General features: G+C 38.7%; 11 protein-coding genes. 8 read left to right on the top strand and 3 right to left on the bottom strand.

All coding sequences use genetic code 11. The features are described from left to right. The first annotated feature begins 152 nt into the window (after positions 1 to 152). The 3 genes from polA (at position 153) to H5161_RS18335 (ending at position 4480) form a co-directional block, all read left to right on the top strand. On the top strand, positions 153 to 2888 hold the full coding sequence (gene polA, locus H5161_RS18345) for a DNA polymerase I (protein ID WP_138488411.1): 2736 nt from the start codon (positions 153 to 155) through the stop codon (positions 2886 to 2888). A 489-nt stretch (positions 2889 to 3377) separates the two neighbouring features. Continuing rightward, positions 3378 to 3965 carry a YceI family protein gene (locus H5161_RS18340; RefSeq protein WP_024605301.1) on the top strand — a complete coding sequence of 196 codons (588 nt, stop codon included), beginning with the start codon at positions 3378 to 3380 and terminating at the stop codon, positions 3963 to 3965. After that, positions 3962 to 4480 carry a DUF1285 domain-containing protein gene (locus H5161_RS18335; RefSeq protein ID WP_182769826.1) on the top strand — a complete coding sequence of 173 codons (519 nt, stop codon included), beginning with the start codon at positions 3962 to 3964 and terminating at the stop codon, positions 4478 to 4480. The genes H5161_RS18340 and H5161_RS18335 overlap by 4 nt, the downstream gene beginning before the upstream one ends. A 9-nt stretch (positions 4481 to 4489) precedes the next feature. Here H5161_RS18335 and yihA read toward each other — a convergent pair whose 3' ends face one another. Next, the gene (gene yihA / locus H5161_RS18330) at positions 4490 to 5158 is read right to left on the bottom strand and encodes a ribosome biogenesis GTP-binding protein YihA/YsxC (RefSeq protein ID WP_182769825.1); all 669 of its coding nucleotides are present in this window, start codon (positions 5156 to 5158) and stop codon (positions 4490 to 4492) included. Positions 5159 to 5439: 281 nt separating this feature from the next. Between yihA and H5161_RS18325 the strand changes: the two genes are divergently transcribed. The 3 genes from H5161_RS18325 to H5161_RS18315 all read left to right on the top strand — a co-directional run bounded on the left by H5161_RS18325 (position 5440) and on the right by H5161_RS18315 (position 7938). Beyond that, positions 5440 to 6072, top strand: coding sequence for a cytochrome c (locus H5161_RS18325; RefSeq protein ID WP_024596955.1), 633 nt, complete (start codon positions 5440 to 5442; stop codon positions 6070 to 6072). A 753-nt stretch (positions 6073 to 6825) separates the two neighbouring features. Next, on the top strand, positions 6826 to 7410 hold the full coding sequence (gene yihI, locus H5161_RS18320; RefSeq protein ID WP_002959924.1) for a Der GTPase-activating protein YihI: 585 nt from the start codon (positions 6826 to 6828) through the stop codon (positions 7408 to 7410). 12 nt (positions 7411 to 7422) lie between these two features. Further along, a complete protein-coding gene (locus H5161_RS18315) occupies positions 7423 to 7938 on the top strand; it encodes a DUF2489 domain-containing protein (RefSeq protein ID WP_182769824.1) in 516 nt (171 codons plus the stop codon). A 76-nt stretch (positions 7939 to 8014) separates the two neighbouring features. On the opposite strand, the gene hemN is transcribed toward H5161_RS18315, so the two are convergent. Both hemN and yjgA read right to left on the bottom strand, forming a co-directional pair. Then, positions 8015 to 9388, bottom strand: coding sequence for an oxygen-independent coproporphyrinogen III oxidase (hemN, locus tag H5161_RS18310; protein WP_182738439.1), 1374 nt, complete (start codon positions 9386 to 9388; stop codon positions 8015 to 8017). A 123-nt stretch (positions 9389 to 9511) separates the two neighbouring features. Continuing rightward, positions 9512 to 10045, bottom strand: a complete 534-nt coding sequence (yjgA, locus tag H5161_RS18305) for a ribosome biogenesis factor YjgA (protein ID WP_002959930.1) — start codon at positions 10043 to 10045, stop codon at positions 9512 to 9514. A gap of 144 nt (positions 10046 to 10189) precedes the next feature. Here yjgA and pmbA point away from each other — a divergent pair, with 144 nt between their 5' ends. Together pmbA and H5161_RS18295 are read left to right on the top strand one after the other, a co-directional pair. Continuing rightward, positions 10190 to 11539, top strand: a complete 1350-nt coding sequence (gene pmbA, locus H5161_RS18300; RefSeq protein WP_165723708.1) for a metalloprotease PmbA — start codon at positions 10190 to 10192, stop codon at positions 11537 to 11539. Positions 11540 to 11611: 72 nt separating this feature from the next. Continuing rightward, the gene (locus H5161_RS18295; RefSeq protein WP_182769823.1) at positions 11612 to 12091 is read left to right on the top strand and encodes a DUF721 domain-containing protein; all 480 of its coding nucleotides are present in this window, start codon (positions 11612 to 11614) and stop codon (positions 12089 to 12091) included. Positions 12092 to 12446: the final 355 nt, after the last annotated feature.

The following is a 12446-nucleotide window of genomic DNA, read 5'->3' as shown; positions in this document are numbered from 1 at the left end:
AAGAATAGCTCGTGGCTGTTATCTACACACTTATCCACAGCTTGCTCTAGTTTTAATAACACGATAAACAGTAATTCACAGTCGTTTTATTTACTACCTTATGGCATGCTTATAATTACCTTAATTTTTTGCATTTAGGATCCAAATTCACCATGGCTCAGATCCCCGAAAACCCACTTATTTTAGTTGATGGCTCGTCATATTTATTTCGTGCTTATCATTCTCCGCCGCATTTAACTAATTCTAAAGGTGAGGCTACGGGCGCTATTTATGGCGTGATCAACATGCTTAAAAGCTTGATCAGACAATATGATCCCTCACACATGGTGGTTATATTTGATGCTAAAGGCAAAACGTTCCGTAACGATATGTATAGCGAATATAAGGCAAATCGCCCGCCGATGCCGGATGACTTACGTACGCAAATAGCACCAATACATAGCATTATCAAAGCGATGGGTTTTCCGCTAATTAGTATCGAAGGCGTTGAAGCTGATGATGTTATTGGCACATTTGCACGCATTGCAACTGAGCAAAAACGGCATGTCCTTGTCTCCACTGGTGATAAAGATATGGCGCAACTTGTAAATGAACACGTTACATTAATAAACACGATGACCGACAGTATTTCAGATCCTGTTACCGTAGTGGAAAAGTTTGGTGTAGGCCCCGAACTTATTATCGATTACTTGGCACTAATGGGCGATAAGGTCGACAATATCCCAGGTGTTGAAGGCTGTGGTCCAAAAACGGCCGTTAAGTGGTTAGAGAAATATGGCTCGTTGCAAGGTGTAATGGATCACGCAAGTGAGATTAAGGGTAAAATAGGTGAAAAGTTAGCTGCAGCTCTCGATCATCTGCCTTTAAGCTACGAGCTTGCAACAATTAAGTGCGATGTTGAAGTCGAATCAGATCTTGATACGTTCAAATTACAAGAGCCAAATAAAGACGAATTAATTGCACTATATGGTGAGTGTGAATTTCGTCGTTGGTTAGCTGAGTTACTAGATAACCCTAAAGATGCAGAAACACATCTAGCTGTACCTACCGAAGCCACTGAATTACCAAAAGTAGAAGATGCCCATTACGAAACTATTTTAACGCAAGCGCAATTTGATACGTTAATAGAGCAATTAAATAGTGCCGAGTTATTTGCATTTGATACAGAAACTACCAGCCTTGATTACATGAAAGCGCAATTAGTGGGTATGAGTTTTGCCGTAAAAGCGGGTGAAGCTGTGTATTTACCTCTAGCGCATGACTACCCGGGTGCGCCTGAGCAATTAAGTCTGGAATTTGTAATGCAAAAGCTAGGTCCAATTTTGGCCGATGAAAACAAAGCTAAAGTAGGGCAAAACCTTAAATACGACAAAAGTGTATTAGCGAATGCAGGTTTTGCGCTAAATGGTATTAAGTTTGACACCATGCTTGAGTCATACGTATTTAATAGTGTGGGTACACGCCACGATATGGACTCGCTAGCACTTAAATATCTAGGTCATAAAAATATTAGCTTTGAAGATATTGCTGGCAAAGGTAAAAAGCAACTTACCTTTAACCAAATTGAACTTGAAAAAGCTGCGCCTTACGCTGCAGAAGATGCCGATATTACTTTACGCCTACATGAAGTGCTTTGGCCAAAAATAGCGGCTGATGAAAAGCTAAAATCTGTATTCGAAGATATAGAAATGCCACTTGTTAGTGTGATTTCTGATATTGAACGAACCGGTGTTGCAATTGATAGCAATATGCTTGCAGCACATAGCCAACGATTAGGCGAGCGTTTAATTGAGCTTGAAAAAGAAGCATTTGAAATAGCAGGCGAACCATTTAATTTAAGCTCTCCTAAGCAACTACAAGTATTGTTGTTTGAAAAGCTTGGCCTGCCTATTATCAAAAAAACACCTAAAGGTGCACCTTCTACCGCAGAAGAAGTATTGCAAGAGCTTGCTCATGATTATCCACTACCTAAAGTAATTATAGAGCATCGTGGTTTATCAAAGCTTAAATCGACTTATACTGATAAATTACCATTAATGGTGAATGAGAAAACCCAGCGTGTACATACGTCATATCATCAGGCAATTACAGCAACGGGGCGCTTGAGTTCAACCGATCCTAATTTACAAAATATTCCTATTCGTTCAGAAGAAGGGCGTCGAATTCGTGAAGCGTTTATAGCTGCAGATGGTTACAAAATTGTCGCTGCCGATTACAGCCAAATTGAGCTGCGTATTATGGCGCACCTTTCACAAGACAAAGGTCTATTAAATGCATTTGCTAACGGCTTAGATGTACACAGTGCAACTGCCGCTGAAGTATTTGGTGTAGAGCTTGATGATGTAACTACCGATATGCGCCGCAAGGCGAAAGCAGTAAACTTTGGCTTAATTTACGGTATGTCTGCATTTGGTTTAGCACGTCAACTAGATGTGCCGCGCCACGAAGCGCAGCATTACATAGATAAATACTTTGAGCGTTTTCCTGGTGTATTAGAGTACATGGAAACAACACGCGAAAAAGCAGCTGAAAATGGCTACGTTGAAACAATATTTGGTCGCCGCCTACATTTACCAGAAATAAACGCACGTAATGGCGCGCGCAGAAAAGGAGCCGAACGTGCTGCTATAAACGCACCAATGCAAGGTACTGCTGCTGATATTATTAAAAAAGCAATGCTGAGCGTTAACCGCTGGGTACACGAACAGGCGCCAAATACGATTAAGCTACTAATGCAAGTACACGATGAATTGGTATTTGAAATTAAAACAGACTGCGCACCTGAATACACAAAACATATTTGTGAGCTGATGTCGCAAGCTGCAGCGCTTGATGTGCCGCTTATTGTTGAAGCCGACGAAGGTGACAACTGGGAACAAGCCCATTAATGCAATTTGAGCATTTTAATTAAAGCGCCTTTTGGCGCTTTTTTTATGTTTAATAAAAATGAGAATAACAGCTATTTAATTAGCTATATGCAAGCTTTAGTTAAAATAAGGTTAATTTAAGCAACTATTTGTATTAAATAGTTATATGTTCGTCAATTCGAGCTGTTTTACAGGAATATGATTGTATTTTAATGCGTGCTTTTGTTAAAGTCCCGCCTGTCCTATCCTGTAGGACATCCTGTTGATGATGCATCTGAAAGGGTGCAACAAATTGATAGCTTCTCCCCAGTTTGCTATACCGGCCTACCAACTTGTTTGGTGGGCCGTTTTTTGTTTTACGCCTAAAAATCCTATCTAATTAATTCTTTTTTGCGCTATACCAATTGTATTGTGCATTCGTCACTTCGAGGTGGTTTGGGTACATCGCAGGTGATACCATCGAAGTGCTATCATTTTTATTCTTTTCATTTTATTACTAAGGAGTGCGTTATGTTTAAAGCATTAGCTATTGCAGGTTTTTCTTTATCAAGTTTAGTTATTTCTAATGTTGCTCAGGCTAATTGGCAGCTAGTGAATGATAAAAGCCAACTAAGCTTTGTTTCAATTAAAAAAGATTCGATTGCTGAAGCTCACCATTTTACTAACCTTGAAGGTATGCTTTCTGATAAAGGTGAGTTTAGCGTTAATGTTGATTTAACATCAGCCGAAACTCTAATCCCTATTCGTAATGAGCGTTTAGCTACATTTTTATTCGAAGCGGCTAAATTCCCCAATGCTGTTTTAACTGCAAATTTAACTAAAGAGCTAAGTAATATCAAAAAGCCTGGTCAATATGTATTGAAGGGTATTAAAGCTGAGCTTGATTTTCATGGTAATAAAAAACCATTGGCAATTGATGTACTTGTTAACAGCACGCAAAGTGGTGATTTAACGGTATCATCATTAACACCTATTATTATTAATAGTGATGATTTTGGTGTAACCGAAGGCGTTAAAAAGCTGCAAGAGCTAGCGGGTTTACCTTCAATTGCAACAGCTGTGCCTGTTACATTTGCAATAACACTTAAAAAACAGTGATTTCTTTAAGTGAGCTTAGTAAGCGATTAAGCGAGCCAAGCAAGCCTTTTGATAGTTGGCAGCCTAACCATTGTGGGGAGCTGCCAATTGTTATTAATAATGAAGGGAAATGGTTTTACGATGGCAGCGAAATAACACGCCCAGCCATGGTGAAGCTGTTTGCTTCTGTATTGTGTAAAGAAGGTGAGCAATTTTATTTAAAAACCCCTGTCGAAAAAATAACAATAACGGTTGAAGATGCGCCGTTTATTATTGTTGATTGGCGCTTTGAAAATACAGCGCAAGGGCAAGTGTTGTGTTGTATTGATAATTTAGCTAGGCAGTGGTTAGTGAGCGCTCAGCAGCCCTTGCATATAAAAGACTACAATGGTTCAAAGGTGCCTTATTTAAAGCTACCGTATGGTTGTAGTGCGCGAGTTTCACGCAGTGTATTTTATCAGTGGGCTGAAAAAGCCGAGTTTGATAAGCTCGGCTATTTTATTAAATCTGCAGGAAAGCAGTTTTATTTATCGTAACGCCAGCGTTTAAGCCTCTGGGTTTGTTTCGTCTGTGATTGTTTCATCGCTAGGTGGTAAAGCAATAACAGGACCTAAAAACCATTCATCTAGCTTTTTAGCTACTTCTGGTAAACCGGTGCCCTTTAATGATGAAAACGCATGAACTGTAATATCGCCATCAAGCGTGCTTAATTCACGGCGAACTTGCAGTACTTGTGATTTACGAGGGCCTTGCTTTAGTTTGTCGGCTTTAGTTAATAGTGCCAATACTGGAATTTCACTACCAATTGCCCAGTTAATTAAATCACGGTCTAAATCTTTTAATGGATGACGAATATCCATTAAAATAACAATACCTTTTAAGCTTTGACGCTTTTGCAGATATTCACCTAACGACTTTTGCCATTTCTTTTTCATTTCGATTGGTACTTTAGCAAAGCCATAGCCTGGTAAATCGATAAGGCGCATATCGTCAACATCCGCTAAATCGAATGTATTGATTAGCTGAGTACGTCCAGGTGTTTTACTTGTACGTGCTAGCTTCTGATCGGTTAATGCATTTAATGCACTCGACTTACCTGCATTGGAGCGACCGGCAAACGCAACTTCAATTCCCGTATCAGCAGGTAATTTAGTAATGTCGGGAGCGCTTGTTACGAAAGACGCAGTATTATATTTGATACGAGATTTGAGCACAGGCTCTCCTAAAACTTAAAAAAATAACATTGAGTAAACCAAATTCACTCAGGGCGCGTATTTTATACTATAAAGGATGTATTAAAAAGCGTATTTAACCACCTAAAAACAGCACCTATGGTACATTTAAAACATGTTAAAGCTTAATCTAAGTCAAAACCCTGTAAATTATAAGCTTAATATGTGTAGAAAACGTGCCAGAGAATTTATTATCGTGTAGAATATATGTATTACAACATCACGATTGTAGATGATACAGGGTCGGAAACAGAGAATTCACCATGAAAAAAATAGCACTATCTTTAACAATATTGCTTGGTGCGTTGTCAGCAAGCAACGCAACAGCATTTGATGGCGATGTAAACGCAGGTAAAGAAAAATCAGCAACGTGTGCGGCTTGTCACGGCCCAGACGGTAATGCGCCGGTTAATATTTACCCTAAAATTGCAGGTCAACATCCAGATTATATCCTTAAGCAACTTCAGGATTTAAAATTAGGTATGACGTCAGGCGGCAAAGAAGGGCGTATGGATCCAGTAATGAGCGCTATGGCTATGCCACTTAGCGAGCAAGACATGAAAGATCTAGCTGCTTATTTTTCTTCAATGAACATGACTGAAGGTGCTACACCTAAAGATGTTGTTGAAGTTGGCGAAATGCTCTTTAAAGCAGGCGATGCGGAGCGTGGGATTCCATCATGTGCAGCATGTCATGGTCCACGTGGTAACGGTTCATCACTTGCTAAGTTTCCAAAAATTTCTTTTCAGCATCCTGGATATATCAAGTCTCAACTTGAAAAATTCCGTGATGGAACTCGTCACAATGACTTAAATGGCATGATGGGCGATATAGCGAAGAAATTAACAGATAAAGATATTGAAGTACTTTCTCAGTACTTAGGTGGTTTACACTAAAGTCGTATTTATTTAGCAATTAATAATAAATACACTACAATGTTTTACAAAAAGCAGCCCAGGCTGCTTTTTTTGTGTGTAAAATTAACGATATCACCCGTTTAAATGTAAGACATTGACCATGCATGAGTGTGAGAAAAGTCTTCTTTTTATTTTTTATTCATCATTAACCTATTGTATTTTATTGTTTATTTGATTTTAAAATGTAATAAGTATAATAAAAGTTATATAAACCAGTTGTAACAAAATCATTAACGAGTAAATTAACCACTGTCGCAAAAGAACAATAACAAAACGGAAACAAGCTATAAGGAAAGTGGCGCGGCATGACTACATAGCACAAGATTAGTGCTACTAAAGGAAATAATAAAAAAGTGTTAGGATGACCGAAAATAATAAAAAACTCATGGAAGTTTAATAACAAAAACAAAATGGAATGTAACAAGGAACGTAAAAATAATAACAATACGGACTGATAATAATAAAAATAATAAAGACTAAAAAAAGTCGAAGGGAGAAGTGTCCAGATAATGGCGCTCAGATTAGCAGGCGGTAGAGATGTTTTCTCTACCGCCTTTTTATTTGTCCTGTTACAATACCCACCGTTTAAAATTAGCGATTAATTAGCTAAGGCGCTTTTAAATGAGAAACCCAACCTCTATAGCGCAAACTGAATTCTTCTGGCTAGGCCAGCACTGCGATGCCCATTAATTTGCGCTTCGCTCAAAACCTCTTAAGTGAGATGATCAAGATATGAGTAGAACTAAAAAGTCACGCAAAAGCCCAGCAAACGGACCTGTTCGTTTAAGCCAAGATAAGCTTAAAGAAATGCGCGCATTAAAAGAGCAGCGAGTTAAAAAAACCAAAGGCGCAAAGCCCGGTTCTCGTAATGCGCCAGATTTACTAGATAGCGAAAGCCAAAATAGTAATCACGCGCCTAAAGATAAGCGTGTAGGCAGTAAAAAGCCTGTGCCGTTAATCGCAACCGCGCCAGAGCCTAAAGTTGAAATGAAACGCAACTTAAAGCCAACTATTGAGCTGAAAAAAGTAATCGAGCCTGAATTTACACCTGAACAAGAGCTAGAAGCACTTGAGAATGATGAACGTTTACTTAAATTAGTAGAGCGTCATGAAAAAGGTGAAATGCTAACAGGTAAAGATGCTAAGTACTTTAATAGTCGCATTGCTCGTCATCAGGCGTTATGTGAAATTCTTGGTATTGAAGATGAGGACGAAGACGAGTTTGAAGATGACCTTGAAAGCCAAGGTAATTCTGATTTCGATCAATACTTATCTGATGATTTAGCCAACGAATGGTTAGATGAAGACGACAAATAGTAAGGATAAATAATGAGTACCTCGGTAATTTTAGCCTTACTTTTAGGCGCTGCTATCATAGCTGGTTTGGCATTTTATGCGGGTCAGTTGCTGTATAAGTTAAATGCGCAAAAAAAGTTAATTGCTAAAACGCAGGCTGAACAAAAGCAAAAGCTTGAAAAGTCGCGTTTAAAGCGAAACGCAAAACTAGCCGATAGTATTCATTTAATCGCACGTGCAATGAATGAAGAGCAGTGTGAGTTTTCTGAAGGCTGTTTACGTATTTGGGTACTTATGTCTCAGTATGCCTTTGAAAGCGAGCGTGATTTAACGACGCAGTATCCTGGTATTTATAAAATGTATCAGGTAGTTAAAGAAATGCCGACGCACGATGCACGTAAAAAATACTCTAAAAAAGAGATTTTTAAGCTAGATAAGGCTCGCTGGCAAGCTGAAAAAACACTTAAAGATGAAGTTAAAGCGGATTGCGCTAAAATTATTATCGAGTTTAAAGCCGCTCAAGGTAGCGATAAAGTCGTTTTTAATTAAAGCTACAACTTAAATACAAAAAGCAGACCTAGGTCTGCTTTTTTTGTGCCGATGTATTTATTATCCAGAGTTCAGGCTAAATCACCCTTGAAAAGCGCGTTGCGTTAATTTGTTTTTGTAAGTGAGCATCGAAGCACATACAAATAATACGAATGAATAAGTTCCCGCGTGGTGTTACGCTAATTTTATTATCAATTATAGTGACTAGTTCATCTTTTATAAGTGGCGCCAGCGCTACTAATGCATCCTCAAAGTAGTCATTAAATATAAGCGCGTGTTTTTCACTAAAGTCTTGTATATCTAATTCAAATTGGCAAATGAGCTGTTTAATTGCATCAGCACGAATTACATCATCATGTGTTAAGTGCATTCCTTTATTAAGAGCACTACCGCTTTGTGTTTCTACGTTGTGGTAATAATGTTTTAATTCTTTTTGATTTTGTAAAATGGCGGTGCCAATTTGTGAAATTGATGACACGCCTAAACCTAATAAATCACAATTTCCATGGGTTGTATAACCTTGAAAGTTACGATGTAACTTGCCTACATTTTGCGCAACAGCTAGTTCGTTATCAGTTTTTGCAAAATGGTCCATACCAATAAATTGATAGCCTGCTTGCGTCATCTGCTCCAGCGTATTTTTAAACATGGTGAGCTTATTATGAGCACTGGGTAAATCTGCATCTTTAATCTTACGCTGTGCAGCAAAGCGCTCTGGTAAATGCGCGTAGTTAAACACTGATACTCTGTCAGGGCTTAACTCAATAAGTTGCTCTATAGTTTTCTTAAAGCTCTCTGGCGTTTGCAGAGGTAGCCCGTAAATCATATCTGCATTAATAGATTGAAATCCTAGCTCGCGAGCTTGTGTAATTAATTGCTTAACGGTATCTGCATTTTGCGGGCGATTAACAGCAAGTTGCACGTCGTCGTTAAAGTCTTGAATCCCAAATGAGACACGGTTAAAGCCAAGCATTCTTAAATCAACAAGCATATTATCGGCAAGTGAGCGTGGGTCTATTTCAATACCGCGCTCTGTTGTGCGTGTAAAATTAAAGTGTTGTTCTAAAAGTTTAATTAAACGGGTCATTTGTTTTGCGGTTAAAAAGGTGGGAGTACCGCCACCTAAATGCAATTGCTCAACCGTGTAGCTTTTAAATAAAGGCGCTTGGGCAGTAATTTCTTTTGCTAAAAAGTCGAGATACGTATCTGCCTTAGATTGATGACGGGTAATTATTTTATTACAGCCACAGTAGTAGCAAAGCTGACTACAAAACGGGATGTGAATATATAAAGAAAGAGAGCGAGTTGTTGACGATTCTATAGCGCTTAGTAGGTCTTGTTGCTGATATCCGTCACGCAGTGATAAAGCCGTGGGATAAGAGGTATAACGCGGACCAGACACATTATATTTGTTTATTAGGGTTTCATCCCATTGTGGAAGTTTAATCATCACGCACACCTAAGTATTTATTTAGGAGGGATTATAAAAAAGTACTCAGGAAGGCGGTTTGATCTATAACAAAAAAGGTGCCGAAGCACCTTTTTTAATAAAATATAACTTAATACGACCTAATTAATACGTAATAGTATGAGCATCTTTAAGGTATTGAAATAATTCTTTATAACCTTTACCCGGCTTTTCAGCTTTCGCTTCTTTTGCCGCATTTCGAACCAATTGGCGCATTTGTTGACGATCAAGAGATGGAAACTGCTCAATAGTCTCATTGATAAGGTCATCACCTTGCTCAATTAAATCTGAACGTAATTGCTCAATTTTTTTGACCAATACTTCAGCTTGGTTATTTTTATTAAGCATCACATCGATAATCGCTTTAATATCATCAATGTTTTCTACAGTACGCAATGTTTTAGCGATGTAATTTAAGTGGCGGCGATACGCGTCGCTTTTGTTACTTATTTTATCAGCAACAACCATCGCTTCTTTTAAATCGTCATTTAATGGCAGGCGTTCGCGCTGTTTTTTACCCATTTTGGCAATTTCAGTACCTAACTGATGAAACTCTTGCGCTTCGCGTTTAAGCTCCGTTCTTGATACATATTCAATTTCTTCTTCAATTTCAGCAGGCTTGCCTTTTTTCTTTGCCATGGGGTGCTCTTAAATAAAAATAACTTTTGCCATTATACATGAATATGATACTTAGGAATATTAGCTGATGTGATGCATTGAGTGTGTTAGCATTTAAATATAAGAAATGCGTGCATTATGCCTCTAAGGCTCAGGACTTAATTTATGAAAAGCCAACAAAACGATCCAATTTATTCTCAAATATCGCAAGTTAAAGATGCGGTAGCAGAAGTACTCGAACATGCTAAAAAATTAGGCGCTACAGCTGCAGAAGCTGCGATGTCTAGCACGTCTGGTTTATCGGTTAGTACACGAATGGGTGAAGTAGAAACCATTGAGTTCAACCAAGACGGCGGCTTAGGCATTAGTGTATATGTTGGTAATAATAAAGGCTCGGCGTCAACGGCTGATTTAAATCCAAAAACATTGCGCACGGTAGTCGAAAAAGCGATTGATATAGCCAAATTTACATCTGATGATCCATTTAACGGCGTTGCTGATAAAGAGTTACTTGAATTTAATCCTAAAGATTTAGATTTATATCATCCTTGGGATGTAAGTCCTGAGGAAGGCATTGAGCTTTGTCATGCTGCTGAGCAAGCTGCATTAAATGCGGACGAGCGTATTGTTAACTCTGATGGTGCGAGTTTTTCATCGCATCAGGGATTACGTGTTTATGGTAACAGCCACGGTTTAATTGCAGGTTTTCCGCGCACTCGTCATAGTATTAGTACTATGGTAATAGGTAAAGATGGCGAACACATGCAGCGCGACTCTGCTTATACAGTTGCTCGCGATCAGGCTGGTTTAAATGATGCTGCGGCAGTGGGTCTTGAAGCGGCAGCTGAAACCTTAGCTAAATTAAACAGCCAAAAGTTAGGCACAATGAAAGTGCCTGTTATTTTTAGAGCAGATATTGCAAATTCATTGTTTGGTCACTTGGTGTCGGCAATTGGTGGTGGCGCGCTTTATCGTAAATCAAGCTTTTTACTTGATAGCTTAGGCACTCAGGTATTTAGTAATTGTGTGAATATTGCTGAGCGCCCACATATTTTAAAAGGGTTGGCATCGTCACCGTTTGATAGCGAAGGTGTTAAAACATTCGATAGAGAAATAATTCAAGGCGGCGAGTTACAAACTTATTTATTAGCAAGTTATGCTGCGCGTAAAATGAACATGATGCCAACAGGACATGCTGGCGGTATACATAACTGGCTCGTTGAGCAAACTCATAACGATTTAACTGCACTATTAAAAACCATGGGTACTGGCTTATTAGTTACAGAGCTAATGGGGCAGGGCGTAAATACCGTAACGGGTGACTACTCTCGTGGTGCTGCAGGTTTTTGGGTTGAAAATGGTGAAATTCAATATCCGGTAAGTGAAATTACTATTGCTGGTAATTTAAAAGACATGTTTAAAGGTATTTCCGCCATTGGTGGTGATATAGAACGCCGTGGTGGTATTCAAACAGGCTCAGTACTAATAGAGCAAATGCAAATAGCCGGCGCGTAGTATTAATATGCAGTGTATACTTAGACCCAGAGTATTATCTCTGGGTCTAAGTGAGTTTTTACGAGGTGTAAAATGGCTAAAGATAGATATGCACCAAAACCGCTAACCGATATTATGGCGGGGTTAAATAATCGTTTATCGGCTTATGCAGGCAAAAGCCAAGCACTTGATACACAGCAAACCTTATTAAAAGATTTTTTAGGCCCTAAATTGGGTGATAAATGCCGAGTTAGTAATTACCGAGACGGCACGCTAATGATAGAGGCTGTGTCTGCGCCTATCGCGCTTAGGCTTAATTATTTAAAAATGGATATGCTTTCACACTTTAGAGCAGCTGGAATGGCAGAGCTCGGGCAAATAAAAATAACTGCAAACCCTCAATCAACTCAGCGATTAAGTACCGCTAATAAATCGGGCAGCCCTACAGTTACCAACTCACGTAAAATGAGTGAGCAAACCGCTAATTACTTAAATGCGATAGCGGCTTCTGCCCCCCCTTCATTAAAAGAAAAACTAGAGCGTTTAGCGCTCCACGGGAAGAATAAAAGTTAGCCTTAGCCACCCGCTATATTGTTATTGGTAGGGCTATTTTTGCAGCTCACCGCATTCAAAATACTTTGTTACATATTCCATTTTATTGTTGGTCTAATGAGGTTTATGATACTGCGTGGTGTGCTTTATTATTTAAAGCTCCCTTGATACCCATTCCATTAAGTAAAAGCGTACAGGCAGTGCTATTTTTACTCCTGCTATATTCAAGAATTTAATGGAGTTGGTATGTGATACCAACCTGCATAAATCTTTGATCAATTTAACGAATTAAATTGCACTATAACGTCGTTAAAAATTTTTTATTTAGAACAACTAGATACAAAAACTTTTGCCTAGTTCTAGCGTAATTTTCTTA

It is taken from the genome of Pseudoalteromonas sp. SG43-5 (genome assembly GCF_014164345.1).
Lineage (GTDB): Bacteria > Pseudomonadota > Gammaproteobacteria > Enterobacterales > Alteromonadaceae > Pseudoalteromonas > Pseudoalteromonas distincta.
The sequence above is the reverse complement of the archived record's forward strand: the minus strand, read 5'-3'. Positions and strand labels throughout refer to the sequence as shown.